Source organism: Ensifer sp. ENS02, from assembly GCF_014851885.1.
Lineage (GTDB): Bacteria > Pseudomonadota > Alphaproteobacteria > Rhizobiales > Rhizobiaceae > Ensifer > Ensifer adhaerens.
Genome location: NZ_JACVAO010000001.1, coordinates 285,141 through 310,157, shown reverse-complemented (window position 1 = coordinate 310,157; position 25,017 = coordinate 285,141). Strand labels below are relative to the sequence as shown.

27 protein-coding genes are annotated in these 25,017 nt (G+C 64.4%); 11 read left to right on the top strand and 16 right to left on the bottom strand.

Annotated features, from left to right (window positions below):
* The first annotated feature begins 128 nt into the window (after nt 1-128).
* The gene (locus tag IB262_RS01515) at nt 129-551 is read left to right on the top strand and encodes a GNAT family N-acetyltransferase (RefSeq protein ID WP_051659259.1); all 423 of its coding nucleotides are present in this window, start codon (nt 129-131) and stop codon (nt 549-551) included.
* A gap of 732 nt (nt 552-1,283) precedes the next feature.
* Here IB262_RS01515 and IB262_RS01510 read toward each other — a convergent pair.
* Both IB262_RS01510 and IB262_RS01505 read right to left on the bottom strand, forming a co-directional pair.
* Nucleotides 1,284-2,516 (bottom strand): HlyD family secretion protein, encoded by a 1,233-nt coding sequence (locus IB262_RS01510; protein ID WP_034792791.1) that lies wholly within the window; start codon nt 2,514-2,516, stop codon nt 1,284-1,286.
* A 3-nt stretch (nt 2,517-2,519) separates the two neighbouring features.
* Nucleotides 2,520-2,993: a hypothetical protein gene (locus tag IB262_RS01505; RefSeq protein ID WP_051659258.1), complete on the bottom strand. Its 474-nt coding sequence runs from the start codon at nt 2,991-2,993 to the stop codon at nt 2,520-2,522.
* A 287-nt stretch (nt 2,994-3,280) separates the two neighbouring features.
* Here IB262_RS01505 and IB262_RS01500 point away from each other — a divergent pair, with 287 nt between their 5' ends.
* Nucleotides 3,281-4,006 carry a class I SAM-dependent methyltransferase gene (locus IB262_RS01500; RefSeq protein WP_112974892.1) on the top strand — a complete coding sequence of 242 codons (726 nt, stop codon included), beginning with the start codon at nt 3,281-3,283 and terminating at the stop codon, nt 4,004-4,006.
* 38 nt (nt 4,007-4,044) lie between these two features.
* On the opposite strand, the gene IB262_RS01495 is transcribed toward IB262_RS01500, so the two are convergent.
* Both IB262_RS01495 and IB262_RS01490 read right to left on the bottom strand, forming a co-directional pair.
* Nucleotides 4,045-5,313 carry an NAD(P)/FAD-dependent oxidoreductase gene (locus tag IB262_RS01495; protein WP_112974977.1) on the bottom strand — a complete coding sequence of 423 codons (1,269 nt, stop codon included), beginning with the start codon at nt 5,311-5,313 and terminating at the stop codon, nt 4,045-4,047.
* A gap of 128 nt (nt 5,314-5,441) precedes the next feature.
* Nucleotides 5,442-5,756, bottom strand: coding sequence for a DUF1272 domain-containing protein (locus tag IB262_RS01490; protein WP_034793634.1), 315 nt, complete (start codon nt 5,754-5,756; stop codon nt 5,442-5,444).
* A gap of 103 nt (nt 5,757-5,859) precedes the next feature.
* Between IB262_RS01490 and IB262_RS01485 the strand changes: the two genes are divergently transcribed.
* A complete protein-coding gene (locus IB262_RS01485) occupies nt 5,860-6,840 on the top strand; it encodes a helix-turn-helix domain-containing protein (protein WP_218685282.1) in 981 nt (326 codons plus the stop codon).
* Here IB262_RS01485 and IB262_RS01480 read toward each other — a convergent pair.
* Both IB262_RS01480 and IB262_RS01475 read right to left on the bottom strand, forming a co-directional pair.
* The gene (locus IB262_RS01480) at nt 6,837-7,433 is read right to left on the bottom strand and encodes an isochorismatase family protein (RefSeq protein ID WP_089043496.1); all 597 of its coding nucleotides are present in this window, start codon (nt 7,431-7,433) and stop codon (nt 6,837-6,839) included. The genes IB262_RS01485 and IB262_RS01480 overlap by 4 nt on opposite strands.
* 6 nt (nt 7,434-7,439) lie before the next feature.
* Entirely contained in the window at nt 7,440-7,904 is a 465-nt protein-coding gene (locus tag IB262_RS01475) for an Lrp/AsnC family transcriptional regulator (protein WP_043622517.1), read from the bottom strand.
* Nucleotides 7,905-8,093: 189 nt separating this feature from the next.
* Here IB262_RS01475 and IB262_RS01470 point away from each other — a divergent pair, with 189 nt between their 5' ends.
* A complete protein-coding gene (locus IB262_RS01470) occupies nt 8,094-8,813 on the top strand; it encodes an aspartate/glutamate racemase family protein (protein ID WP_113506259.1) in 720 nt (239 codons plus the stop codon).
* Nucleotides 8,814-8,875: 62 nt separating this feature from the next.
* Here the strand turns inward: IB262_RS01470 and IB262_RS36635 are convergent, their stop codons facing one another.
* The 4 genes from IB262_RS36635 to IB262_RS01450 all read right to left on the bottom strand — a co-directional run bounded on the left by IB262_RS36635 (nt 8,876) and on the right by IB262_RS01450 (nt 12,407).
* On the bottom strand, nt 8,876-9,766 hold the full coding sequence (locus tag IB262_RS36635; RefSeq protein WP_112974895.1) for a GrpB family protein: 891 nt from the start codon (nt 9,764-9,766) through the stop codon (nt 8,876-8,878).
* A complete protein-coding gene (locus IB262_RS01460) occupies nt 9,767-10,159 on the bottom strand; it encodes a glyoxalase/bleomycin resistance/dioxygenase family protein (protein ID WP_192493362.1) in 393 nt (130 codons plus the stop codon). It lies immediately after the preceding gene.
* Between the two features lie 52 nt (nt 10,160-10,211).
* Complete coding sequence (locus IB262_RS01455; protein ID WP_192357107.1) at nt 10,212-11,492, bottom strand: NAD(P)/FAD-dependent oxidoreductase; 1,281 nt, start codon at nt 11,490-11,492, stop codon at nt 10,212-10,214.
* A gap of 510 nt (nt 11,493-12,002) precedes the next feature.
* Nucleotides 12,003-12,407, bottom strand: coding sequence for a helix-turn-helix domain-containing protein (locus IB262_RS01450; protein ID WP_060605391.1), 405 nt, complete (start codon nt 12,405-12,407; stop codon nt 12,003-12,005).
* 200 nt (nt 12,408-12,607) lie between these two features.
* Between IB262_RS01450 and IB262_RS01445 the strand changes: the two genes are divergently transcribed.
* Together IB262_RS01445 and IB262_RS01440 are read left to right on the top strand one after the other, a co-directional pair.
* Nucleotides 12,608-13,492: an SDR family oxidoreductase gene (locus IB262_RS01445; protein WP_060516005.1), complete on the top strand. Its 885-nt coding sequence runs from the start codon at nt 12,608-12,610 to the stop codon at nt 13,490-13,492.
* Nucleotides 13,493-13,699: 207 nt separating this feature from the next.
* A complete protein-coding gene (locus IB262_RS01440; protein ID WP_034792755.1) occupies nt 13,700-14,083 on the top strand; it encodes a VOC family protein in 384 nt (127 codons plus the stop codon).
* 108 nt (nt 14,084-14,191) lie between these two features.
* On the opposite strand, the gene IB262_RS01435 is transcribed toward IB262_RS01440, so the two are convergent.
* From IB262_RS01435 to IB262_RS01425, 3 genes are all read right to left on the bottom strand, one after another.
* Nucleotides 14,192-15,406, bottom strand: coding sequence for a multidrug effflux MFS transporter (locus IB262_RS01435; RefSeq protein WP_112974898.1), 1,215 nt, complete (start codon nt 15,404-15,406; stop codon nt 14,192-14,194).
* A gap of 99 nt (nt 15,407-15,505) precedes the next feature.
* The gene (locus IB262_RS01430; RefSeq protein ID WP_112974899.1) at nt 15,506-16,138 is read right to left on the bottom strand and encodes a histidine phosphatase family protein; all 633 of its coding nucleotides are present in this window, start codon (nt 16,136-16,138) and stop codon (nt 15,506-15,508) included.
* Between the two features lie 12 nt (nt 16,139-16,150).
* A complete protein-coding gene (locus IB262_RS01425; RefSeq protein WP_112974900.1) occupies nt 16,151-16,903 on the bottom strand; it encodes a pyridoxine 5'-phosphate synthase in 753 nt (250 codons plus the stop codon).
* A gap of 473 nt (nt 16,904-17,376) precedes the next feature.
* On the opposite strand from IB262_RS01425, the gene IB262_RS01420 reads away from it, so the two are divergent.
* The 3 genes from IB262_RS01420 (at nt 17,377) to IB262_RS01410 (ending at nt 20,489) form a co-directional block, all read left to right on the top strand.
* Nucleotides 17,377-18,489 carry a hypothetical protein gene (locus IB262_RS01420; RefSeq protein WP_060516001.1) on the top strand — a complete coding sequence of 371 codons (1,113 nt, stop codon included), beginning with the start codon at nt 17,377-17,379 and terminating at the stop codon, nt 18,487-18,489.
* 397 nt (nt 18,490-18,886) lie between these two features.
* Nucleotides 18,887-19,561: a MerR family transcriptional regulator gene (locus IB262_RS01415; RefSeq protein WP_089043488.1), complete on the top strand. Its 675-nt coding sequence runs from the start codon at nt 18,887-18,889 to the stop codon at nt 19,559-19,561.
* A gap of 253 nt (nt 19,562-19,814) precedes the next feature.
* Nucleotides 19,815-20,489 carry a hypothetical protein gene (locus tag IB262_RS01410; protein WP_112974901.1) on the top strand — a complete coding sequence of 225 codons (675 nt, stop codon included), beginning with the start codon at nt 19,815-19,817 and terminating at the stop codon, nt 20,487-20,489.
* A gap of 20 nt (nt 20,490-20,509) precedes the next feature.
* On the opposite strand, the gene IB262_RS01405 is transcribed toward IB262_RS01410, so the two are convergent.
* Nucleotides 20,510-20,869: a VOC family protein gene (locus IB262_RS01405; protein ID WP_112974902.1), complete on the bottom strand. Its 360-nt coding sequence runs from the start codon at nt 20,867-20,869 to the stop codon at nt 20,510-20,512.
* A 38-nt stretch (nt 20,870-20,907) separates the two neighbouring features.
* The gene (locus tag IB262_RS01400; RefSeq protein ID WP_034792744.1) at nt 20,908-22,035 is read right to left on the bottom strand and encodes an ATP-dependent RecD-like DNA helicase; all 1,128 of its coding nucleotides are present in this window, start codon (nt 22,033-22,035) and stop codon (nt 20,908-20,910) included.
* A 403-nt stretch (nt 22,036-22,438) separates the two neighbouring features.
* On the opposite strand from IB262_RS01400, the gene IB262_RS01395 reads away from it, so the two are divergent.
* Nucleotides 22,439-23,527: an AbrB family transcriptional regulator gene (locus IB262_RS01395; protein ID WP_112974903.1), complete on the top strand. Its 1,089-nt coding sequence runs from the start codon at nt 22,439-22,441 to the stop codon at nt 23,525-23,527.
* A 46-nt stretch (nt 23,528-23,573) separates the two neighbouring features.
* Complete coding sequence (locus tag IB262_RS01390; protein WP_051659255.1) at nt 23,574-23,996, top strand: hypothetical protein; 423 nt, start codon at nt 23,574-23,576, stop codon at nt 23,994-23,996.
* A 38-nt stretch (nt 23,997-24,034) separates the two neighbouring features.
* Here IB262_RS01390 and IB262_RS01385 read toward each other — a convergent pair whose 3' ends face one another.
* Nucleotides 24,035-24,925, bottom strand: coding sequence for a LysR family transcriptional regulator (locus IB262_RS01385; protein ID WP_112974979.1), 891 nt, complete (start codon nt 24,923-24,925; stop codon nt 24,035-24,037).
* Nucleotides 24,926-25,017 lie beyond the last annotated feature (92 nt).

Genomic DNA, 25,017 nt, shown 5'->3' with positions numbered 1-25,017 from the left:
GCGGTAAGTTCGGCCTTCCACCGGCCCTCGGTAACCCGCCCCGGACAGCTAACCCCTTTGCACGAGATATCGCGATGCCCGCGTCACCCGTTATCGTCCGCCCATTTAAACGAGATGACGTCGCCTGCGTGCTGCGGCTGATGCGCGGCCTTGCAGTCTTCGAAGCTTATATTGACGCGTTCCGCGTGACCGAGAGCGATCTGATCGAGCATGGGCTTGGCGACAACCCACGCTTTGGCGTGCTGGTCGCGGAGTTTGGCAGCCGTGTCATCGGCATCGCTGTGCATTACGTCATCCCCTGGACCTACGATCTGAAGCCGACGCTGGTGCTGAAGGAACTTTTCGTCGATGAAACAGCACGTTCCCTGGGAGCCGGCGCGGCGCTGATCGACGCCTTGAAACGTCATGCCGCAGCGATCGGCGCACCGCGCATCGAATGGTCGGTGCTTGCGAGCAACGAAAATGCCAAGCGCTTCTACCTGCGCCAGGGCGCGATACACGATGCGATATGGGAGCCCTGGACGCTGCCGATCGGGACCGACGAGACCTAAAAGGGAGTGTGGGGGATTTGTCTTTGTCCATGCGGGCTACCGTCAGGAAAATCCTGACCCGATTGGGTGAAAAAGCTGGGGATTTTCCCGTAACCCAAATTGACTATTAAAATCCCCTTAAAATCCATTGCTTTCAGATCACGCTTTTGCCACACTGTACTTGCGATTGCGCCCCGGAAGTATGCAATCCCCGGAAGAGTATGCATGCTTGTGGTTATATTGCAGTGCAGTTGCTTTATTAATTTTATTGCGCGCTTGAGCCTCCGTCCCCACGGGGGCTCAATCATTTTTGGACACCCCTTTTCCCTCCGTGACGGCCCGGCGCTCTCGGGACCTTTCAGAGATGGAGGCAAGGCATAGACGCAACGGAAGATAGCGCCGCATAGATCGCTCCCGCAAACATTGCGGCCTTTCAGGTGGGAAGCTGTCCGTTGAATTCCACGCCCTTGAAACCATCGATCCCGGCAAGCTCGACGATGCAGCCGAGGCGATCTTGCCGGGCGAAGATGCGCTGTCTCGCATCGCAATTCGACGGCACACGCGACCGCTTCAACCGCGAGGACCCCGCGCGGGCTTTGGCGCTGGAAGATGGGACCCGCCTGCAAGGAGGGCGTTCAACGTTTGCAGGCCGATCGGACGAGGCTGAAGGAAGCGGTGGCCCGCCTGAAGGGGAATATCTGCAGGCGGCAGGCGCCGGCCGGGATCGGAAACCCCGGCCGCGTGTCTTCGTGCTTAATGCCCGCCGAGCACCAGCGTCTGCACCGGCAGCATCAGCGCCTGAATGCGCAGGATCGCCGCATGCACGAGGCCAACGGCATCGACACCGTGCAGATAGGCCCACTGCAGCGTGCTGATCCCCGGCTTGTCCAGTTCGTCGTGGTTGCTGGTGTAGGCATTGGCGATGCAACTGCTGCCGGGCGGAACGTCGTCGAGCACGCCGGGATAAAGCGGCTCCATGACCACGGTCAGCGTGCCGGGTTGCGAGATCTGCGTAACGTCGATCAGCTGGTCGCTGGCGCGCACCTGGCCGGAGGCAATCACGTCCTGCACCTCTGTGACGACGAGCGGAATGATGGTGAACGGCTTGCCGACGCAGGTCGCCTCGCCGATCATGCCGGGCTTCATCACCTGAGCCTCGATCTGCCCGAAGCCGGCCACCAGCCGGGCCCGGCCCGCGTCTTCCGGCACGAGCACGCCCGCTGGCCTCAGCAGCGGGTTGACGATTTCGCCGACCCGAAGCGTGAACTGCTGCAGCGTGCCGGACACGCCGGCGCGCACGGTGGTCTTGGTAATATCGACCTCCGCCTGCTTCAGCGCCGCTTCGGCGCTGGCCTTCTGCGACGGCAGCAGCGATTGCAGCTTCGTCTCCAGCGTCTGCTTGTTGGAAAGCACAGCGGTCAGCGCGCCCTTGCGCCCTTCGAGAAGCACCTGCTTGCGCTCGATTTCGCGGCGGGCAACGACGTTCGGGTTGAGCCGGTTAAGCTCCACCTGTGTGTTGTATTCGTCCTCGGCCTGCTTCACGTCGGCCTGTGCCTGGACGATCGCGCCATCAGCGGCAACAAGCTCGGTGCGACCGACAGCCAATTCGGCGTCAACCTCGGCGATCTGGCGGCGGGCGACTTCGGCGGCCGCTTCCTCCTCCGAACTGTCGAGCTTGAACAGCGGCTGGCCGGCCTTCACCTTCTCAAAGCGCGTGGCATAGATCTCCGTGACGCGCCCGTTGGTCTCCGGCAGCACGGCGACCGTACGGAACGCGGCCGTCACGTTCTTCGTCGACGGATGGAAGTAGAAAATCAGCGTGATCAGCGAGATCGTCAGCACGATGCAGGCGGTGATGCCCCAGCGCAGCTCGAACCAGACCGAATAGATGGTGATCTCGCGCCCGATGCGTTTTCCCTGGCCGTAACGGCGGAAGAGATAGTCGGGCAGGATGGTCAGCATCGAGCAAAGGATAAACTCGAACATGGCTTATGCCTTCCCTTCCGTCGATGGCTGAGCGGGCGATGCGTGGCCGTGGCCGGGCAACGCGTGCGGCTGTGGATGGCTTGCTGCAGGCTCGGCCTCCACGTCCCTCGCCTCCGGCACGGTCGGCTGGTCCACCTTACCGGCAATCCGCTCCAGCGAACCGGCGATCGATGAAAGCGGCGAGGAGAAATCGGGAAGGTCGATCAGGGCGAGAAGCAGAGCTGCGCCCCACAGGAGGTTGTTGTGGGTGAGCAGCGACAGGAGCGCCAGGACCGCCACCAGCTCCAGCTGGATCTTGTTGGTCTTGTGCGCCATGACCTCCGGCAGCGAATGCAGCCTGAGATAGAGTGTACCGAGCGCGAAAATCGCCACGATCAGAAAAACGGCAACCGCATTCAAAAGCCAGTCGGACTGGCCCGGGGCTGTAATAAAGCCCGGCAGGTGATGGATGGCTGCAGGATGGATGGCTTCGGACATTACGCCTCCGCAAATCGGACTGGACCACGAGAATCGAACATTAGCACCCCTCAAAAAAAACGAAATAGAAGCTTGCACTTCAGCCGCAACTTGACCTTGCGGCAACACGCGCCCTATCAATCGACGCGCCGGCACTTCGAAGCGCCGCCGGTTTCGAGCAGGATCGAAAGGCACATGCTGTTCCCGCGGTAACGGCACCGGATGCCCACTCGCCCTAACGCGCGCAGACGCCCGCGCCCCTTTCGCGGCGCGTGCCGGCACAAGTACAGCCAGAAGGAGAGACCGCCATGGCCCAGAACATCTATGATCGTCAGGAGTTTTTCGAGGGCTACAGCCAGCTCGGGCGCTCGGTGCATGGTCTTGCCGGGGCCGCGGAATGGCCGGCGATTCGCGCGCTCCTACCGGATCTTTCCGGAAGCCGCGTCGTCGATCTCGGCTGCGGCTATGGCTGGTTTTCGCGCCACGCCCGCGAGGCCGGTGCCGCCCATGTGCTCGGGCTCGATCTCTCCGAGAAGATGATCGCCCGCGCCAAGGCCGACACATCAGATCCAGTAATCGACTACAAGATTGCCGATCTCGACCAGCTCGACCTGCCCGAAACGAGCTTCGACTTCGCCTACAGCTCGCTGGCCTTCCACTATGTCGAGGATTTCGGCCGGCTGGTCGCGAGCATCCACAAGGCGCTGGTACCCGGCGCCCATTTCGTCTTCACCATCGAGCACCCGATCTACATGGCCTCGCACAATCCCGGCTGGCGCATCACCGATGGCGAGCGCACCTGGCCCGTTGATCACTACTCCGCCGAAGGCCCGCGCACGACGAACTGGCTGGCCAAGGGCGTGATCAAGCACCACCGCACCATCGGCACGACGCTGAACACACTGATTGGCGCAGGCTTCGCCATCCGCCACGTCGAGGAGTGGCGGCCGCCGCAAGAGCAGATCGCCGAGCTCCCGGCACTGGCCGAAGAGATGGACCGGCCGATGATCCTGATCGTGAAGGTGCAGAAGTAAGCGACGACGGCGGCCGTTACATTGGCCGCCTCTCGCCCTTACCCCTTCTCCTTCAGCGTCTCCTTCTGGGTGATCAGCCGGGCACTGTGCTGTCCGCTCAGATAGGTCCAGAACCAGCTCCAGGCGACGGCGAAGCGGCTGCGCGTGCCGATCAGGAAGTAGATGTGGGCGATGCCCCAGATCCACCAGGCAAGCGCGCCCTTGAGCTTGAAGCGGCCGAAATCGATGATCGCCGCGCGCCGACCGATGGTGGCAAGGCTGCCCTGGTGGCGATAGCGGAAGTCTCCGGGTGGCTTGTCGCCTGAAAGCCGCGCGCGGATGACGTCGGCCACATAGGCGCCCTGCTGCTTGGCGGCGGGCGCAATGCCCGGCACCGGCTTGCCGCCGTCATAGGTGACGGCAGCCGTGTCGCCGATGACGAAAACGTCGGGATGGCCGGGAGCCGTGAGGTCAGCGCCGACGATCGCCCGGCCGGCGCGGTCGGCCGGGATATCCAGCCAGCGGGCAGCGGGCGAGGCCTGCACACCGGCGGCCCAGACGAGCGTACGGCTGCCGACGAACTGGTCGCCGATGACAACGCCCTCTTCCGTGCAGGATGTCACGGGCGTACCGGTGCGAACCTCGACGCCGAGCCGCTCCAGTTCCTTGACCGCATAGGCCGAAAGATCCTCGCTGAAGGCGGCGAGAATGCGCGGCCCCGCTTCCACCAGGATCACACGGGCCTGCCGCGTGTCGATGCGGCGAAATTCGTCGGGAAGCGTGCGGTGCGCCATCTCGGCGATGATGCCGGCAAGCTCGACCCCGGTCGGGCCGGCACCGATGACGGTGAAGGTCAGGAGGGCGGCACGGAGATCAGGATCCTCTTCGAGCTCGGCGCGCTCGAAGGCGAGCAGCACCCGCCGCCGGATCGTCGTCGCGTCTTCCAGCGTCTTCAGGCCGGGGGCAAAGGGCTCCCATTCGTCATGGCCGAAATAGGCATGCGTCGCCCCGGTCGCCAGCACCAGCGTGTCGTAGCCGATCCGCTTTCCGTCCCTGAGCACCACGGCCTTTCCGGCCTCGTCGACATCGCTCGCCTCGCCAAGCAGCGTCGTCACCTCCGGCCGGTCGCGCCAGAGGCTGCGGATCGGCCAGGCGATTTCGGAGGTCGCGATCAGCGTTGTTGCCACCTGGTAGAGCAAGGGCTGGAAGAGATGATGGTTGCGCCGGTCGATGAGGGTGATCCTCACCGGCGCGCCGGCAAGCCCCTTGACGAGTTGCAATCCGCCAAACCCGCCGCCGACAACGACCACGTGATGCCTGTCCTGCATGTTCTTTCCAGTCGGCTTTGCGACCGGCCTTCCGTTGGACATGCCACAACATTGGGGTTGTGACCGCCAAGGACAAGCGCAACCACCTCATGTCACCCTTGCAAAAAATCAAGAACAGCCCGCAACCGTCAGCGCTCGTCCGGCGCGAGATGCCGGATCCGCGCCACATGCGCCGCAATATCCTCAGCCGTAAACGGTGAATGGCGACGTACGTCGCTGGCGGGATCAAAGCCGAGACCCAACCGCTTTTCCGGGCGAAAGGACCGCTGGGGCCGGATCGGCCTTGGCGCAAATCCGCCGCCGCAGGTCGGGCAGACATTGTGAAGCACCGTTTCCACGCAGCTTGCGCAATAGGTGCATTCGTAAGAGCAAATGCGCGCGTCCGCGGACGCCGGCGGCAGGTCGCGGTCGCACAGTTCGCAGTTCGGTCTGAGTTCCAGCATGGTCGGCTCCATCGGTTGCGGATGATGTCCCCGCTTGCTCCCATGAAAAGCCTTTGGCATAAATGACAATATGCCCTCGTTTTATGCCAAACCCGAAAAAGACGTGCGAACGGTCGCGATCGTGCTCTTCGACCGCACCAAGCTGATCGATGTGACCGGCCCGTTGCAGGTCTTCAACGACGCCCGCACCGCGTCGGGCTCCCGGGCCTATTCCATCGCGCTGGTCTCCGAGTTCGGCGGCCCGGTCGCAACGGACACAGGCGTTGCGCTCGATACCCGCCCCTTTTCCGATTGCGCCGCGCCCGACACGCTCATCGTCTCGGGCGGGCAAAGCGCGCTCGAAGCGGCGAATTCGGAAGGGCTGCAAGCATTCCTGGCGGCCATGGCCGGCCAATGTCGGCGCCTCGGCTCCATCTGCCTCGGCGCCTTCATTCTCGCGCGCGGCGGCCATCTTGATGGGCGGCGCGCAACGACCCATTGGGAAGATTGCGCCCAGTTGCAGCAGGATTTCCCAGATATCGACGTGCGCGAGGATTCGATCTACGAGCAGGATCGCGGCATCTGGACCTCCGCCGGTGTGACCGCCGGCATCGACATGGCGCTTGCGATGGTCGAAGAGGACCTCGGCCGCAGCGAGGCCCTGCGGCTCGCGCGCTCCCTGGTGCTCTACGTCAAGCGCACGGGCGGCCAGCGCCAGTTCAGCGCCGCCCTGCACCAGCAGATGACGAGCCGAGGCGACCGCTTCGATGCGCTGGTGGCCGAGATCCGCTCCGATCTTGCAGCCGACCTCTCCGTGCCGCGGCTTGCGGACATGGCGCGCATGAGCGAACGGAGTTTCTCCCGCCTGTTCACGCAGGAGGTGGGCGCAAGCCCGGCGCAATTCGTCGAGGAATTGCGGGTCGACGCGGCCTGCGAGGCGCTCCAGCGCGGGGACGTGCCCGTCTCGCAAGCGCCGTTTCTCTTCGGCTTCGGAAACGCCGAGCGCATGCGCCGCGCCTTTCAGCGCCGCAAGGGCATCGCGCCCTCGGACTATGCGGCCCGCTTCGGCCCGCCCTCACGGGCGAAACCCGGAGGGGAAGCTTAAGAGGACGGAGACGCGACGGCGAAGGCGATGTCTTCCACCGCATCCGTGAGCACGATCTCGTCACCGAGCGACCATTCGGCCGCGCGTGCGGCGAGACGCGCAGGCACCATCGGCGAGCGGCCAGGCCCGGGCGGCACGTCATAGGTGGCGTGTGCGTCATTGGCGAGGATCACGGTGAAGTCCTTAGCCATGGCCGTGCGGGCTGTCGCCGCCAGGCACATTTCCGAAAGCATGCCGCAGATCGCGATCGTCTCGACCTTGCGCGCCCGGAGCTGGTCTTCGAGATCGGTGCCGTCGAAGCCGTCGTCGTGCCGTTTGCGCACCACCACCTCGCCTGACTTGGCGGCAAAGAACAACTGCCAGCCATCGGTCTCCGGTTCGTCGACAGCGCCCTCAGGCCCATCGTTCTGCAGGAAGATCACCGGCACGCCGGCCGAACGCGCCTTCTGCAGAAGCAGGCCAACGGCCCGTTGCAGATCGACATGGCCGGGCACGGCTTCAGGCCCGGAAATGAAGGCCCGCTGCACATCGACAATCACCAGCGCATCGGCAACGTCGCCACCGACCGCCTTGCTCACAGCGTCATTCGTCATTTCGCCTCACACCGCATAATCGACCGGCACCGCCGTGCCGCTCTTCAGGATTTCCATCGAGATCGAGGCGGAGACGTCGAAGAGTTCGACCTTGCGCACAATCTGCTTGTAGACCACGTCGTAGTGCTCGACACGCGGCAGCACGACCTTGACGATATAGTCATGATTTCCCGTCAGACGATGGGCCTCGACGATTTCGGGGATATCGCTGATCGCCCGGCGGAAGGTTTCGATCCATTCGTCCGAGTGGTGCGCCGTCTTGATCAAGGCAAACACGGTCGTCGGCACGCCCATGCGCTCGCGGTCGAGCACGACGATGCGCCTGGCGATGTAACCCGCCTCCTCCAGCCGCTGGATGCGGCGCGAACAGGCCGAAAGCGACAGGTTCACCCGCTCCGCCAATTCGCCGACGGCCACACTCGCATCCTGCTGCAGCAGCGCCAGCAGCTTCCTGTCTCTATCGTCGAGCACGCCGATCCCTCCCATGATCAGAAATTCCTACGCTACATAATTGCACATTTACTCCAACATGCGCAAACCATTCGCGCGCATGGCCGCTTTTGCTCCCATCAAAGCGAACCATTGCCGCCGACCCTGCGGCATAGTTCAGCCCATCAAACGACGGTCGCCACGGACGGCGGCAGTAGCGGACAGAGAGGAATGGTTATGCGCAAGATCGGTCTTATCGGCGGCATGAGCTTCGAAAGCTCGGCGGTCTACTATCGCATGGTCAACGAGGCCGTTCGCGACCACCTGGGCGGGCTGCATTCGGCCGAGGTGCTTTTGCATTCCGTCGACTTCCAGTCGATCGTCGACCTGCAGAAGGCCGGCCGCTGGGAAGACGCTGCCAAGCGGCTTGCCGATGTCGCCCAGGGCCTCGAAGCGGCCGGTGCGGACTGCGTGCTGATCTGCACCAACACCATGCACCTGATCGCCGACCAGGTTCAGGCAGCAATCGACATCCCCCTCATCAACATCATCGACGAGACGGCAGCGCGCCTGAAGGCCGCAGGCAGCCGCCGGCCGCTGCTGCTTGCCACCCGCTACACCATGGAGCACGGCTTTTATGCCGAGCGCATGAGAAGCCACGGCATCGACATCCTGGTGCCGGATGCGGACGGCCGCACCCTCGTGCACAATGTCATCTTCGACGAACTTTGCGCCGGCAAGGTGCTGCGCTCGTCCCGCCGGGCGCTGATCGAATTGATCGACAAGGCCGAAGCGCAAGGCGCGGACGCCGTCATCCTCGGCTGCACCGAAATCTGTCTGACCCTCGACCCGAGAGCCTTGCCGCTGCCGGGCTTCGATTCCACCGCGATCCACGCGGAAGCTGCCGTCGAATTCGCACTGGATGGGGTTTGCCTCAAGCGGGCCGCGTAGTTAGCCGAGGGCTAGGCTAGGCTGCCCAATCGCGCCACATCGATCAGCCGCCACAAAGACGGCTATCGGCGGCGCGCAAGCGGCTGCAGGAAGACGCGCTCATAGCTCACGAACGGCGGATCGTCGGCGTAAAGCGCGTTCGCTGCCATCCCATCGGGATCCGCGGCCACATCGCTGCGATAGCGCAGATACGCCGCCTCGTCCGCAAAGGTGAAGAGCGCGACGACGATGTCGCCGGCTCCATCTTCGCCCACCCCCGGAAAACTGGCGCCAACGCCCTCAGGTTTTTCGCGCGGCACGAAATAGCCGTGATGCGTCCCGCCGTGCCGCCCGATCAGCGTCATCCAGGTTTGCGCATAGGCCTCGAATTCCGCCAAGCGGCCCGGTTTCAGCCGGTAGCGGATCTCGCAAGTGACTGTTGCTTGCACCATAGCGGACCGATCTCCTGTCATCCGGTCTTCGCGGTCGACGATCGCGTTGATGAAGCGCGTCTTCTCAGCGGTGTAGCGATCGCCGTCATATCGATAGGTCTCGGCGAGCCGCGCCTTCAGCGCTGCGTAGGCCAAGGCGCTGTCCGCATGGCTGCGCAGATGGTCGCGGAAGACCAGACGCCGTCGATGCGTCTCGTTGTCCGGAGGGCAGAGATAGATGCGCCGCTTCGGCTCGACCTCCTGCAGCATAAAGGCCCAGACATCGTCGTCGTACCGGTTGCCGCGCGCCTGGTAGCCGGTCGCAACGAGCAAGGCGCTGGCAGCCGCAATGTCGGGCAGCCCCCTCAAGGTGACATCGATGTCGATGACGGCCTTTGCGGCCAGGCCGGGAACGGCCGTGCTGCCGATATGATCGACGGCGATTGCCAGCGCACCGAGGATGCGCCTAAGGTCCCCTTCGATCTCCCGGTAGCACTGCGGCCAGCCTGGGTCATAGGCAACGATCTCCACCCGCGTCGCCATTCAGAACTCCGCCTCGTTGCCGATGCCGCCCTCTCCCGGACGCGGCCCGCGAAGGCCGATGCAATTGCCCCAGGGGTCGCGCACCTGGCACATCCACAGCCCCTCCTGGATCGCCATCGGCCCGCGATAGAGAACCGCGCCGAGCGCCTCGAAATGGGCGAGCGCCCGATCGAGGTTCGCGACCGCCCAGTAGACGACGGAACCGGCAGCACCGCTCGCCACCTTCTCGTCGGCCTGGACGATTTCGAGATCGATGGTGCCGATCCGCAGATAGGAAAAATCAAAGGCGGCAAGAAACGGATGTTCAGCGTCAGGAAATGCGCGCTGATACCAGACAAGACCCGCCTGCGTATCGGCCACATGCACCAGAATGGCCGCCACGCCGTCCGCCATCACCCCCTCCATCCGCCATCCGGATCGCCTTGATACAGGATTCGCGGCCGTCTCAGGTGGAAATCGCCGGAGCGGCCGCTTGGCCGCGCTCGTCCGCGCCGCCCCGCACCGCCTGCCAATCGCATTCGGCAAGCCCCACCGGCTTGAACGGGTCGATCAGCGTGCCCGAGACGATCGAGACGAGCAGCCCCTGCATCGGCGGGGTGCGCGCAACTGTGGCTACCAGCCTGTCGCGCAGCCAGGCGAGAGCCGTCGAGTCCGACTGGTAGAAGGGCGTGAAGAGAAGCGACAGCAGCTGGAACAGCGCGACGTGGTTGCGGCGTGCGGCGGCATAGGCGGCAAGTGCGGCATCGAGATCGCCAGCCGTCTCCAGCGCATGCGAAAGTGCTGCGACGTCGAGCAGCGCCATATTCGCCCCCTGCCCGAGCTGCGGGCTCGTCGAATGGGCGCTGTCGCCGACAAAGGCGATGCGGCCGGCGACCGGCCGGCGCATCGTGCGGTGCGCATAGCGCGCCAGCGTCAGTTGCTCCCAGTCACTGATCTGATCCAGCAACGGCGCACAATCCGGCCAGTAATCGAGAATGCGCGCCTTCCAGCGATCGAGCCCGGCCTGCCGTATCACGTCTGCGTCCGCTACCCGGAGGCTCCAGAAGAAGGCGACCCGGTCGCGCTCGCCCATCCGCGCGCGGCCCGCCGGCAGGATGCCGATCATCACCTTCGCCCGGTCGTAGCGCTGCACCAAAGCGTGCGCATCATGATTGAGGCCGTCGCTGTCGAGCGTCGCCCAGAAGGCGCCATAGGCAAGCTCGCGCACCTTGGGCGCGGCGGTCGAACCGGCTGCCAGCGCCGAGCGTGCGCCGCTTGCATCGATCACCAGATCATAGGCGCCCGCCTCATGCCCTTGCGCGTCCAGCATCACCGCCTTGCCGCCAGCCATTCGAACCTCGGTCAGGGTGACGCCGGTCTTGACCGGCAGCCCGGCCGCGGCCACGGCATCGTGAAGCGTATTGAAGAGGGCCGCGCGCTGCACCGCCAGCCCGAAGCGCCCACCGGCGAGCGCATCATAGCGCACGTCGAGCACGGTGCGCCCGGATTTGGCATCGGCGCCATAGAGCCGGTCGATCCGGCTGCCGAGGACCAGCATCGGCTGCAACAGGCCGAGTGTGTTCAGGACCGTCAGCCCCGTCGGCTGCAGCATCAGCCCGGAACCGACAGGTGAAGCTGCGTCGAACCGCTCGAGGATCTCCACCCGATGACCGCGCCGCGACAGCATCAGTGCCGCTGCCAGCCCCGCCGGGCCGGCGCCTGCTATGCCGATATGAAGTGTCTTCATGGTTCCCCAAGGTGACGCGGATGATCGGCGAAACTATAGGGAAAATCAAAGTGCTAGGGCAAGGTCACGCTACCGGGACACGACGTCGCGCGTGGCGCAACGTGGTCCAAGGAACGCGCGGGGACGACCTCCCCTCATCCGGCCTGCCGGCCACCTTCTCCCCGCAGGCGGGGCGAAGGAGACCCGTGGCACCCGCTCGTTTAACCGTTGCGCCCAATCGGTGGCGCCGTTGCATGTAGCGCGCGCACTCACTTCACCCACGCCCTCGGCAGTGGCCGTTACATCAACGTGGCACGCGCCCGTCATCAATATCGCGTGCGTCCACTCCCCTGACGGCTGCCCCAGTCGGCAGCGTTCCGAACGGGCGCGTCCCCTCTCCCCGCCTGCGGGGAGAGGGTTAGGGTGAGGGGCAAACTCCGTAACGATCGCGGGAAACAAAAGAGGAAGACCCGCCACGGCGCGCACGAACCAACCCGGCTCAAGGATGGCACGCTGCCACAATGGAAGCGGCTACCCCTCCGCGTCATACACCTCGCGCGCGGCCCGAATGGCGCCGTGGTTTTCCACAGACCAGTCGACGAAGTGCTTGAGCAGGCCGAGGAGCGAGCGCCCGAGATCGGTCAGCGCATATTCGACGCTCGGCGGCTGTGTGGGGTAGACGGTGCGGTGGATGTAGCCGTCGCGCTGCAGGTCCCGCAGCGTCTGGGTCAACATGCGCTGGGAGATGTCGGGGATCAGCCGGCGGAGCTGCGAGAAGCGCAAGGGGCCGTCGGCGAGCGACAGGATCATCAGCGAGTTCCACTTGCCGCCGATATTGTCCATGACGTCGCGGACCGGGCAGTTTTCCATATCCATCGGCACGCCGCAGACGATCGCCACGCGCTTGCCCTTCATGTCCCCGGTCGGCTTGTTCATCGGCGGTACCCTTTTTGTAACCACAGCAGAAAAAACTGCCTCCTTTACAGCCCTACTGCGATTACGCGATAAGAGCAAGTCTCAAAAAGAGACCATGTGCCGAAGCATCTCCCAGGCAACGGCAGGAAGAGCCGGCGAGGCCTGCGCCGCGGCGTTCTGCGCGCGTTTCCGTCTCGGCCAAAACAGAAAAGGTAAAGACCATGTCCGATACATTGCTCGTCACCGGCGCAACCGGCCAACTCGGCAAGCTCGTGCTCGACCAGTTGCTTGCGTCCGGCATCGCACCGGCCCGGATCATCGCCACCAGCCGCGATACGGCGAAGCTCGCCGATTATATCGCCAGGGGTGTTCAGGCCCGCGTCGCCGATTTCGACGATCCCGCTTCGCTCGACCAAGCCTTTGCCGGCGCCGACCGGATCCTGATCATCTCGACCGACGCGCTGGACCAGCCCGGCAAGCGGCTGAAGCAACATCTGGCCGCCGTTGCGGCTGCGAAGAAGGCCGGCGCCAAGCACATCGTCTACACCTCGATGCCGAGCCCGGAAACCTCGGTCATTCCCTTCGCACCCGATCATCTCGGCACTGAAAACGCCATCAAGGCGACCGGCATTCCCTATACGATCCTGCGCAACGGCTGGTACATGGAGAACCTGTTCATGGCGCTGCCGCATGCCCTTGAGACCGGGCAATGGTATTCTTCTTCGGGCGAAGGCCGCCTCGCCCACATCGCCCGCGGTGATGCCGCCAAGGCCGCAGCCGCAGCCCTTGCCGCCTCCACAAGCGAGAGCCACACCTATACGCTGACGGGCGGCGAGCTGCGCTCGACGGACGAGATCGCAGCCCTCGTCGCCAAGGCGACCGGCAAGTCCCTCAACGTCGTGCACATCTCCGACGAGGCGCTCGCAGGCGGCCTGAAGAGCGCCGGCCTGCCGGACTTCCTGATCCCGATCGTCGTTTCCTTCGACGCCAACACCCGCGGGGGCCACATCGACATGGTGACGGGCGATGTCACCGCGCTGACCGGCGCGACGCCGGTGACGCTCGCCGCCTTTCTCGAAGCGAGCAAGGCGCGACTTGCCAGCTAAGCGGTAAGCCAGGCAGCGGGAGCCCGGCCGTTTGCGTCGGGCTCTCGAAACGACCTTTGCCATGCTGTCGGCACCGGGAGGGCACGAGCTGCCCGCCCTGCCGGCCAGACAATCTTCGCCATGGTCGTCGCTACCATTTGTTCTTTCTTTGTTCACGTTTTCGCTCTATGAATTCTCCTGGCTTCACCGCTTAAAAAAGGGGAAATCATGAGCGTTTATCTGACCGTCGGTGCATTGGATTCCGCCAGGTCCAATGCCTTCTACGATGCCACCCTGGCGACGATCGGCTGGAAGGCGCACACGGACTTTCCGGACTGGCGCGCCTATTCCGAAGGCGGAACCGGCAATGGTCCCGTGCTGTGGGTCTGCAAGCCCTTCAACAATGAACCGGCAAGCGCTGGAAATGGTTCGATGGTCGGCTTCATGGTCCAGTCCCGTCAGGACGTCGATGCCTTCTACCAGGCAGGCATGGCCAATGGCGGAACGGATGAGGGCGCCCCCAATCCGCGGCCGCATTATGGGCCGCACTGGTACGCGGCCTACATGCGCGATCCCTCCGGAAACAAGATTTCCGTCGTCTATAACGGTTAGCCCATCGCTGCCTTGGCCGGGCACGGTAACCGGGCATCCGAAGCACCGGGCTCGCCGGCATGGGAAGGCTGATCCCTGGCACGAGGGCTTGGCAGCTTTTGCCGTCGCCTACCGGAAGGCCTCCACCGGCGAAGCATCGGCCCTCAGCGCAAGCTCGGCCAGAACGAGCGCGCCGACGCCAGCGAGAAAGAAGCCGGCCGAAAGGTTAAGTGTCGTGCCATCGTAGAAGGCGCCCACCGCGATCGAAAACACCGTCGCCACGAGGCTGGAGCCGGAGGCGATCAGCGATGCGCCGAGCCCGGCCACCTGCCCGAGCGAACGCATGGCCATGGCGTTGAGATTGCCGAACAGCACGCCGACCGCAAAGAAGGCGGCAAAGCCGAGCACCAGCAGCACCGCAAGCGGCGGCCGCCCGCCCCAATAGAGCGATGCCGCAAGCATCGCCAGCCCTGCCGCGGCAAGGCCCACAAAACCCCGGCGCGCCATCGCCTCCGCGCCAAAGCGCTGCACGAGCTTGGCATTAAGGAACGAGGCAAGCCCGATGCCCGTCGCCAGCATGGCAAAATAGAGCGGGAAGGTCTCACCGATCCCGTAGGCGTCGAAGAAGAGGTCGGCCGCCGTGCTCAGATAGAGAAGCTGCGCGCCGAAGACGAGCCCGGTCGCGACGATCAGCAACGTCACCCGCCGATGCGACAGGATGCGCCGCCCGTTCGATAAGAGCAGCCCCAGGCGAAAGGGAATGCGTTTGTCGGCCGGCAATGTTTCCGGCTGCCGCATCACCAGCCACAGGCCGAGAACGCCCGCCGCCGCGAGATAGACGGCAAAGATGCTGCGCCAGCCGGCTACAGTGATGATCCCCTGCGCCAGTGTCGGCGCGAGCATCGGCACCAGAATGAACAGCGTGAACATGAACGACATGACGCGGGCCATGGCGTCACCCTCGAACTGGTCGCGGATCATCGCCCTCGTCGCGATCTTCGGCCCGGAGACGCCGACACCCTGAAGAAACCGGCCGAGGATGACCATTTCGAGCGAGTTCGCCACCATGGCGATGACCGTTCCGAGCGCATAGACGCCAAGGCCCAGGACCAGCGCCCTCTTCCGCCCCATCGCATCGGAAAGCGGCCCGAGCAGCAGTTCGCCGAACGCCATGCCGAGAATGAACAGCGAAATCACATGCTGGGTGGAAAGCGGCGGCGCGACGCCGACGTCGGCGCCGATCTGGCGCAGACCCGGCAACAGCGCGTCGATGCTGATCGAGGTCAGCGATGTCAGAAGCGCATAGAGAACGATGCGCTCGCGAAAACTGGTCTGAATGATCATGGGCCGGAGATGGGCGAGAGGACGGGCTTACTCTATAGCAGCCCCCGTTGCAGATTGCATTGCGTTCGCGCCTGCGTTGCCCTGAGTATTTTCAGGATGTTACGGCGTCTCATTTGCCAGATGCGCGGCATCCGCCAGGCGGACGACGGCGCGATTCCTGAAAAAATCATCCTCGCGCAGATGAGTGATGCTTCCGGATTTCGCCGGGAAGCTCAAGAAACCGGCGGCCTCGATTGGAACCTTCATCCAGGCCGCCATCACCAGCGTCAGCGTGAAGCCGTGGGTGACGATGATCTGCGTCGGACATGGCCTGGCGACGATCGCCTCGACGCAAGGGTAGACCCGAAGCGCCACGTCGCGGCGGGTTTCCGCGCCGTCGATACCGCAATCATGATCCAGCCGATTGTCGTCCGGCGCCGCGGTATAGCGCGCGTCGAGCCAGGCCTGCGGCCTGCCGCCGGCCACGCCATAGCTGATTTCGCGAAGAGCGGCGGTTTCCGTCACGGGCGCGGCAAGGCGCGCGGCGATCGCCGCCGCCGTTTCAGCGGTGCGCAAAAGGTCGGAGCTGAAGATCTCGACCTGCCTCCCGCCGACAAGGGTCGCAAGACGCTCGGCCGTGGCCGCCGCATCCTTTCGGCCGCGCTCGGTCAGGCCGGTATCGTACCAGCCGCCCACCCTGCCCTCGACATGGTGGACGGACTGCGTGTGGGTGACGACGAAGAGTTCCTTCATGGCGAAGGCGCCTCAGACCTCCTGCCCGCAGGCGCGACGGAAGCGGCGCACGGTCTCGGCCATGCCGTATTCCAGCGCATCGGCGGTCAGGCCGTGGCCGATCGACACTTCGGCAAGGTTCGGAATGTGCCTGGCAAGCAGCGGCAGGTTGGCGACAGTCAGGTCGTGGCCGGCATTGACGTCGAGACCGAGCTCGGCCGCCATCGCCGCCGTGCGGCCAAGCTCGCCGGCGATCTTCTCGGCCTTTTCCGGATCGTCATAGCAGCCGCCATAGGGGCCGGTGTAGAGTTCGATGCGGTCCGCACCCGTTTCCTTGGCGATGCGCAGCGCCTCCATGTCCTCGCCGCCATCGGCAAACAGCGAAACGCGAAAACCCTTCTTCTTCAGCCGGCCGACCACATGGCCGAGCAGATTGTGGTTCTTGCGGAAATCCCAGCCGTGGTCGGAGGTCGCCTGCGCCGGATCGTCGGGCACCAGCGTCACCTGTTCCGGCCGGTGCGCTTCGACGAGACCGAGGAACTCCTCGTTCGGGTAGCCTTCCATGTTGAATTCCGTCTCCGGGAATGCGCCGTCGATCAGGTCGCGGATCGGCTGCAGGTCGGAAAAGCGGACATGGCGCTGATCCGGCCGGGGATGCACCGTCAGGCCGGCGGCGCCGGCTTCGAGCGCAATGCGCCCGAGTGCGGTGACGGAGGGCCAGGGTAGATCGCGCCGGTTGCGAAGCATTGCGACGGCATTCAGATTCACGGACAGTTTTGCAGGCATGTCTGAACTTTCCAGAGGCGGGGCCGCTCACGGCCCGATGCGGGCAATGTGGATGCAATGTTCTACTGCATATTTAACGAAAGCAGAAACGGTTTGAGGTCGGGATTATGCAGCAATTCCAAGGAGTACCAATGCAATATCCGCGTCAATGGCGCGCAGTGCGTTTGCCCGCCTTGTCTTGATCAAATCTTGACAATCGATCTCTCTAATATGCAGGAAAGCTCAATCACAGGAACGAGACCTTCGGGCCGCCGGCACGCCGGCACCGGGCGAGCGAGCACCGCTACGATCTGTCACAGGGATTGAGGACGCAATTTTTACGTTTATTTCAGAAAAAACTCAAATTTGGCGTCTATCACCCCTGACAACCACTTCTTTTGGCCTTAAATTTCCGAATCAGATCGAATGGCCCTGGCCTACGCCGCGATCGCCTTCATAGATTTTTAGATCACATGACCCTGGAGCAAGCACCGATGACGACGGTCGAAAGACCCTGCGATGAGACGATACGGCGGACGCTCCGTCGCATCCTCGAAAGCAAGGCTTTCGCGCGCTCCGAGCGCTTGCGGGCGTTCCTCGCCTATGTCGTCGAAAAGGAGATGATCGGCGAAGGCCATCAGCTCAAGGGGTACTCGATCGCCATCGACGTCTTCGACCGGCCACAGGCCTTCAACGCCGACAGCGACCCGCTGGTGCGCGTGCATGCCGGCAAGCTGCGCAAGCTGCTCAAGGCCTTCTACGAGGGCGACGGCGCCGACGAGGAATGGCGCATTGCCATTCCCAAGGGAACCTACGTTCCGGAATACCGCCACGCGCGGACGGAAGTGGCCGAAACTGCCGCCCCCGCGCCGCGTCAACCGAAGCCGGCCAAGCGGCGCTTTGCCGGGCATCGCCCCGCCTGGCCGCCGGCCCCGCTCTCCTCGCCGCTCTCCGTTCTGAGCGTCCTGCCGCTGTTGCTCTTTGCCCCGATGCCGTCGCAGGAAATGACGCTGGACCTCGACGCCCAGGCCAAGCTCTTCAACGCCCGCCACGCAACCGAGCGGGTGCTGCCCGCCGTTACCGTGAAGCTCAGCGGCGCCGAAAACAGCGATGCGAAGGCCTTCGCCACGGCGCTGCGGCTTGCCGCCCAGCGCCACAAGACGCTGGCGCGCGCCACCGATGGCGACACCGGCCGACCGGTCTCGCGCAACTCAGCACTTTCCTTCACAGTCCAGGTGACCTGGTACGACGCACCGGCCCAGGGCATTCGCGTCACCCTCTCCCATGACGGCGAGAACGTTCCGATGCGCCAGGACTTCATCACCTGGAAGCGGCTCGAGACCGAGCCTGACCTGCTTTTCGAGAGCATGTCGCTCGCCGCCGAACTGTTTTCGCTCGATGGCGAGATCTATAATCACGCCCGCGAAGAGCAGATCGAAAGCCCGCTGATGGGCTGCATGGCCGCCACCCAGCGCTATCGCAAGCACCTCACCCGCGACACCTTCGAGACCGCCTGGTCCTGCCAGCAGAAACTCTCGCCGCTGCGCGGCGACGAGCCGCTGTTCATCCTCAGCGCCAACAGCCCGCTCAAGGTCATCGGACACTGAGCCTGCCCGGCGGGGCGGGCAAAGGCCGGTCCGCATGAAGCGGCTGCGACCCCCGGCCCGCCACATTCGCCTGCCATACTGGGACTGGTCATATTAGCGATTCGCGTATACGGTACACGCATGCGTTGGGAATGGGTGCCTGGGTGCTCGTCAGGCAAGCATCGATGTCCTGAGTAAACCGTGCCTGGTGCGCGGAGGTGCCCCAACCGAGCAGCAGGTATTGTCGTTGACGATCAACGAGTGCCTCACCGCGCGGATCCGTCCGCACCTTTGAGACCCGGCGATCGCCACCGCTTCCGGACGCGGATTGCGCGCGCCCCTGGGTCGGTCTCGATTCAGGAAATTGCAGAAACAGCGCGTCGAAAGACGCGCAGGCTGTAGACCGGGGACCTTCGACATGCCGCGAGACCACTGGAAATTCGAGGGCGTGCTGGCCGCGCCCGATCGTGTCGGCTTTCTGCCCGACCTGCCGCTTCCCCACCACGACCCCACGACGCCGCTGGCGATCGCCGACATGGCCGACGCTTTCGGCGTCACCCATCGCACGCTGCACTTCTACGAGGAAAAGGGGCTCCTGACCGCCGCCCGCATGGGTCCGATGCGGGTCTACAACGAAGATCACATTCGCCGCATGGCCGTCATCAACGCCTGCCGCGAGATCGACATGCCGATCTCGACGATCCTGGAACTGCTGACCGGACTTGCGGGCACCGAGGAGCAGGCCGAAGCCGACAAGCTGTTTCGCGACGCCCTGCTTGCCCGACGGCGTGAGCTTGCCGCCCAGCAGGCAAACCTGCGCCGGCAGATGCAGCGCATCACCGAGCTGCTCGAAGCCACCGACGGAGGCGAAGCCACCGATGAGGACGGCCATGTCCATCTCTCGCCGATCGAAAGCGAGTGCCTGACCTTCATGGCCGACGGCTATCCGGCGGCGCGCATCGCCGGCCTGATGGACATGGACGTGGCCGCAGCGCTTACGCTTGAAGCCGGCATCATCCGCAAGTTCGGCGCCAACAACCGCTTCCAGGCGATCGCCAAGGCGGTGCTTTCAGGCATGATCTCGGCGGAATAGCGAGAACACGGCAGCCGCCCCCGATGCCTTGCCGTCCGCATCCTCGTGCGTGAAGAGGAAGAGGTCGCGTTGCGCCCCGCCTAGGTCACGACGCTCTGCTGCAGCCCCTGCCCGCAGGCCCGCCACAGTAAGGCGCGCCGAACAGTTTGAACGTCCGTGCGGCACAATTCTCTTGAACTGCAGACATTGCGGTGTCGCCATTATCCCGCGCGTGTTACGAGGGCGCCTGAACAAATACGGACGAGAGACCCCGATGCTTCCCTGGATAGAGCTGGACCGCGCAACCATTCCCGGTGACGGCGACGAGCTGCGCCTGAAGCAGCGCGGACAGGAATTCTCGATCATGCTCGGCTCGAACGAGCTGATGAACAGCCGGTTGAGCGGCTCGGAAGAAGCGCTGGCAACGCTCGCCCATGAACGCATCGCCGGCGGCAAGAACCTGAGCATGCTGATCGGCGGCCTGGGCATGGGCTTTACCTTGCGCGCGGCCCTTGCCGTGCTGCCAGGCGATGCCCGCGTGACCGTCGCCGAACTGGTTCCGGCCGTCGTCGACTGGGCGCGCGGCCCCATGGCCGATCTGCACAAAGGCACGCTCGACGATCCCCGCGTCGATATCCATGTCGGCGATGTCGGCGCACTGATCCGCTCGAAGAGGGCCGCCTACGACGCCATCCTGCTCGATGTCGACAATGGCCCGGATGGCCTGACGCGCCCCTCCAACGACAGCCTCTACAGCCACACCGGCCTTCGCGCCGCTCAAGCCGCCCTTCGGGCTGGCGGCGTGCTTTCCGTCTGGTCGTCAGCACCCGACAGCGCCTTCACCCGCCGCCTGCGCGAAGTCGGCTTTGCCACCGACGAGGTGAACGTGCGCGCCAACGGCAAACGCGGCGGCGCCCGCCATATGATCTGGATGGCAACGAAGCGGTAACAGCTCAAGACGGCTGCACCTCAGATCTTGCGGAAGGCGCGGCTCGATATCGAGATCGGATTGCCTGATGGATCCTTCGCATTGGCGAACTGATAGCCATCGGCCTGATGGATGGCCCCGAATACCAGCCCTTCCTGAGCGCACCCTCGGCTGAAGGCTTCGACATCCCTGACATCGAATACCAGCTTGATGAGGGATTGGCCTTTCCGCTGCCCCTTGGCCGTCGGATGGACCATCAGGCTGGCGCCACCGTCTTGCGGGATCAGCTCGACGATCCGGTCGCCCGCCTCGCGCGATGCCTGAAAGCCGAAGTGTTTTTCGTAGAAGCGAACGGTCGCTTCCACGTCATGGGCGTAGAGAATGATCCTGTTGATCGGCAACGACGTCCCTTCCCTCAGGTCGCGCCCGGCTCAATCACTCAACGAACGATGGTCAGCCGCTCCGCAGCGCGAGTAATCGCGGTATAGAGCCAGCGCTCGCGGGTATCGCGGAAGGCCCAGCTTTCGTCGAACAGCACGACATTGTTCCACTGCGAGCCCTGCGCCTTGTGCACCGTCAGCGCGTAGCCGTAGTCGAACTCGTCGTAGCGCTTGCGCGTCGTCCAGGGGATCTCGCCCTCGACATCCTCGAAGGCCGCCTTCAACAGCTTGATCTTGGCGGCACCCCGATCCATGTCGTCGTCTTCGGGCCGGATCATCAGGTTGATGCCCGGCTTCACCGTCTCCTTCGAAGAACTCATCACCTGCCACAGCGAGCCGTTGAGCAGGCCCTTGGCCGGGTCGTTCCGGAGGCACACGAGCTTGTCGCCCGATTGCGGATACTCGCTGGTAAAGCCTTTCAGTTCGCGCAGGCGCTGGTTGTAGCGCCGGCGGGTCTTGTTGGTGCCGACCAGCACCTGGTCGGCTTCGAGCACCAGTTCCTGGTTCACCTGAGAGCGACCGATCACATGCGTGGTGCCATAGTCGCCATGCATGATTTCCTTGCCTTCGCGCACCTGCATGGCGAGCTGGATGATCGGATTGTCGCGCGCCTGGCGGTGAATGTCCGTCAGCAGGTAGTCCGGCTCCTGATTGGTGAAATAGCCGCCGCCCGTAACCGGCGGCAACTGGCCGGGGTCGCCAAGCACCAGGATCGGCGTGCCGAAGCTCATCAGGTCCTTGCCGAGTGCCTCGTCCACCATCGAGCATTCGTCGACGATGATCAGCGCCGCCTTGGCGACCGGGCTCTGGCGGTTGATCGCAAACATCGGCGCGATCGAGGTCTTGCCGGTTTCCTCGTCGGAAACCTCCTCTTCGCCGCGCGGCCGGTAGATCAGCGAGTGAATGGTCTTGGCGTTGCTCGCGCCCTTGGAGCGCAGCACCTGCGCCGCCTTGCCGGTAAAGGCGGCAAACAGCACGTCGCCATCGACATGCTCGGCAAAATGCCGGGCCAGCGTCGTCTTGCCGGTACCGGCATAGCCGAACAGCCTAAAGAGCGGCGAGCGGCCCTCTTTCAGCCATTGCGAAACGGCCTTCAGGGCCTCGTCCTGTTGCGGTGCGAATTGCATGAGGCTGAGTGTCAGGATTCGGGCCGCACACGCAAGCCCGGAATTGCGGCCCCACCGGAGGACCAGGAGCCGCCAGCTTCGCGAGCGTCACCGCCGCGCACAAAATTACCCCGCAAAATCAAGGCCGCGCCTCGTCACGACTCCTTCCGGCGCGGCTTACGCCCGGTGGAATTTGTTCACGTTTTTTTCTCATTTCGCCTCCTGCACGCACGGTGCTCGCATTGCCCGCTGCCGATCCTGTGGCACTTTCTTGCTCTGCCCCTTGAACGCAACGCCGCATTGTTGCTAACGAGCGTGACGTGATGGCGCCCGCGCTTCTGCTGGCGAAGACCATCGCTCAAAGCCCGTCAAGGCCGGCCCCGGTGGCCGTTCCCGCCTTTCCGGGTCATGCCGGAGAGTGCCCGTGAAAACCGACAAGCCAGCTGCGCCGACCACCCCGGACAAGGTCGGCATCGGACGGTTCGCGCCCTGGCTGCAATGGAGCCTGCTGCTTGCGGTCTCCATCGTCCTTGCCTCGTTTTTCGAATTCATCGGCCTCCCGGCCGGGCTGCTCATGGGCCCGATGCTGGCCGCCGTGCTCGTCGGCATGAATGGTGGCACGATACGCCTGCCGCGCCAGCTGTTCTTCTGCGTGCAGTTCATCCTGGCAATGATGATTGCCGGTGCCATGACGCCGGGCATGCTCGCCACCTTCTCCGGCAACTGGCCGCTGTTTCTCGCCGTCATCCTCTCGGTCATCGCCGTCAGCACGCTCTGCGGCTGGGTCATCACCCGCATGCGCATCCTGCCGGGCACAACCGCGATCTGGGGATCGTCGGCAGGCGCCGCCTCGACCATGCTGCTGATGGCTGACGCCTATGGGGCCGATGCACGCCTCGTCGCCTTCATGCAGTATCTGCGCGTGATCTTCGTCGCCAGCACCGCGACCGTGGTTGCGCATATGTGGGTCACCGGCGCCGAAGCCGAGCAGACCACCCACTGGTTCGCACCGACCGACGGCCTGCTTTTCCTCGAGACAATCGCGGTCGGGCTTGGCGCAGCGCTCGCCGGCCGCTTCCTGCGCGTGCCCGCCGGTGCCTTCCTGCTGCCCTTCCTTCTCGGCGCCGTGCTAAACGTCTCAGGCGTCATGACCACCGCGCTGCCGCAATGGCTGCTGGCGATCTGTTTTGCCATGCTCGGCTGGAACATCGGCCTCGGCTTCACCCGCCAGATCCTCATCCATGCCCGCCGCGCGCTGGTGCCGACGATCATCTCGATCGTCGTGCTGATCTCGTTCTCCGGCCTGCTTGCCCTTCTTTTGATCAAGGTGGTCGGCATCGATCCGCTGACCGCCTATCTCGCCACCAGCCCCGGCGGCCTCGACTCGATCGCCGTCATTGCCGCCTCGAGCAATGTCGACCTCTCCTTCGTCATGGCCCTGCAGACCGCCCGCCTGCTGATCATCACCATGATCGGGCCGGCGCTCGCCCGCTTCGTCGCCGACCGGGCTTGACGATGTTGGCCCGGCACGTTTCCAATGCGCTGCCGGGAGAACACTCGTGAAGACGCTCAGAATCTATGGACCTCCGGAAGCCGCGCTTCCCTTCGACCTGCGCGACATCCTGCAGCGCCTCGCACCCCGCTCGCTGAGAGCGTCGTGGAGAGTTTCCGCCGTCGACGCAGGTTATCAATGGTTCGATGCCACCGGCCCCGGCGGCGACGTTCTGGAGAGTTGGGCCCAGTCCGGGAGCATGATCGAGGGCCGGCACCTGGCCGCCGCTGTGCAAGACGTTCTCCAGATCATCTGGGGAGAGTTTACCGGTTTCCTGCCCGGCACCCCGAACAGCCCCTGGATCGTCATTCGCGCCATCGACAGCACGTTTTACGAAATCACCACGGACGACGAGACGGTTCTGCAACGGGTGGAGACCGGTTTCCAGGGCGCTCGCCGTTCTGATGCCCCGTGGAAACCGGCCGACTAGCACCATCGGCCGCTCCCTCACGAAAGCGTCTGCAATCCTCAGGCGCTTTCCGCCGATCGCGCAGCGAAGCGCGCCATCACGGTGGAGACCGCCTCCTTGGTGAGCCGCACGCGCGGCAGTTCGGCCGATTGTTCATGGACCAGCAACCAGAGATCCGGGGCCAATGGCGGCGCCTCCGGCAGCAGCGGCGTGAAGCCTGCCGCCTCGGCCGCAAAGGCCGGAAGCACGGCAAAGCCGAGCCCGTTTTTCACCGCCGCCATCTGCGCGCCGAGCGAGGAGAAGCGCATCGCCGGCTGCAGGCCGGGGCATAGGGTTTCCAGCCAGGCGACCATAATCAGGTAGCTCAGCTCCTCGCTCCAGCCGACCAGCCGGTGGCGGTAGAGGTCGGCAGGTGCGCTCGGCATGCCGTGACGCGCGATGTAGCCAGGCATCGCATAAAGGCCGAAGGCGAGTTGGCCGAGCCTGCGCTGGCGATAGTTGCCCTGCTGCGGCCGCACCAGGCGCAGAACGATGTCGGCCTCTTCGCCGGCAAGCCGCACCGGGCGCACGCTCGAATGCATCTCCAGGCGGATTTCCGGATGCTCCAGCAGGAAACCGGCGAGGCCCGGCAACAGGACCTCCTGCCCCAACAGTTCAGGCACGTCGATGCGCACCGGGCCGGCAAGGTCGTTGTCCTTCTCCCGCGCCGTCCGCTCGAAGACCCGCATCTGCGCCTCGGCCCGCTCGGCCGGCGCCAAAAGCGCCTCGCCCGCCGGCGTCAGGTCGTAGCCGTCGCGGTGCGGCCGGAAAAGCCTGACCTGCAACGCCGCCTCCAGCACCTCGATCCGGCGTGACACGGTCGATGCGCTGACACCAAGCCTGACGGAGGCCGCAGTCAACGAGCGCGCATTGGCAACGGCCAGAAAGAATTTGAGATCGTTCCAGTCCATGTCGCTTTCCATTTTTGGAAATCAGAATTGCGAAATGGTTTCTCGACCGAAGCCAGGAAATCAAGCAGTTTCTTCTGAAATCCGGCGAGAAA

Bases quoted from the DNA above. Each gene is read 5' to 3' on its own strand.
- IB262_RS01510 (WP_034792791.1), bottom strand. From the start codon at position 2,516: ATGTTCGAGTTTATCCTTTGCTCGATGCTGACCATCCTGCCCGACTAT.
- IB262_RS01505 (WP_051659258.1), bottom strand. From the start codon at position 2,993: ATGTCCGAAGCCATCCATCCTGCAGCCATCCATCACCTGCCGGGCTTT.
- IB262_RS01500 (WP_112974892.1), top strand. From the start codon at position 3,281: ATGGCCCAGAACATCTATGATCGTCAGGAGTTTTTCGAGGGCTACAGC.
- IB262_RS01495 (WP_112974977.1), bottom strand. From the start codon at position 5,313: ATGCAGGACAGGCATCACGTGGTCGTTGTCGGCGGCGGGTTTGGCGGA.
- IB262_RS01490 (WP_034793634.1), bottom strand. From the start codon at position 5,756: ATGCTGGAACTCAGACCGAACTGCGAACTGTGCGACCGCGACCTGCCG.
- IB262_RS01480 (WP_089043496.1), bottom strand. From the start codon at position 7,433: ATGACGAATGACGCTGTGAGCAAGGCGGTCGGTGGCGACGTTGCCGAT.
- IB262_RS01470 (WP_113506259.1), top strand. From the start codon at position 8,094: ATGGTTATGCGCAAGATCGGTCTTATCGGCGGCATGAGCTTCGAAAGC.
- IB262_RS36635 (WP_112974895.1), bottom strand. From the start codon at position 9,766: ATGGCGACGCGGGTGGAGATCGTTGCCTATGACCCAGGCTGGCCGCAG.
- IB262_RS01460 (WP_192493362.1), bottom strand. From the start codon at position 10,159: ATGGCGGACGGCGTGGCGGCCATTCTGGTGCATGTGGCCGATACGCAG.
- IB262_RS01455 (WP_192357107.1), bottom strand. From the start codon at position 11,492: ATGAAGACACTTCATATCGGCATAGCAGGCGCCGGCCCGGCGGGGCTG.
- IB262_RS01450 (WP_060605391.1), bottom strand. From the start codon at position 12,407: ATGAACAAGCCGACCGGGGACATGAAGGGCAAGCGCGTGGCGATCGTC.
- IB262_RS01445 (WP_060516005.1), top strand. From the start codon at position 12,608: ATGTCCGATACATTGCTCGTCACCGGCGCAACCGGCCAACTCGGCAAG.
- IB262_RS01440 (WP_034792755.1), top strand. From the start codon at position 13,700: ATGAGCGTTTATCTGACCGTCGGTGCATTGGATTCCGCCAGGTCCAAT.
- IB262_RS01435 (WP_112974898.1), bottom strand. From the start codon at position 15,406: ATGATCATTCAGACCAGTTTTCGCGAGCGCATCGTTCTCTATGCGCTT.
- IB262_RS01430 (WP_112974899.1), bottom strand. From the start codon at position 16,138: ATGAAGGAACTCTTCGTCGTCACCCACACGCAGTCCGTCCACCATGTC.
- IB262_RS01425 (WP_112974900.1), bottom strand. From the start codon at position 16,903: ATGCCTGCAAAACTGTCCGTGAATCTGAATGCCGTCGCAATGCTTCGC.
- IB262_RS01420 (WP_060516001.1), top strand. From the start codon at position 17,377: ATGACGACGGTCGAAAGACCCTGCGATGAGACGATACGGCGGACGCTC.
- IB262_RS01415 (WP_089043488.1), top strand. From the start codon at position 18,887: ATGCCGCGAGACCACTGGAAATTCGAGGGCGTGCTGGCCGCGCCCGAT.
- IB262_RS01410 (WP_112974901.1), top strand. From the start codon at position 19,815: ATGCTTCCCTGGATAGAGCTGGACCGCGCAACCATTCCCGGTGACGGC.
- IB262_RS01400 (WP_034792744.1), bottom strand. From the start codon at position 22,035: ATGCAATTCGCACCGCAACAGGACGAGGCCCTGAAGGCCGTTTCGCAA.
- IB262_RS01385 (WP_112974979.1), bottom strand. From the start codon at position 24,925: ATGGACTGGAACGATCTCAAATTCTTTCTGGCCGTTGCCAATGCGCGC.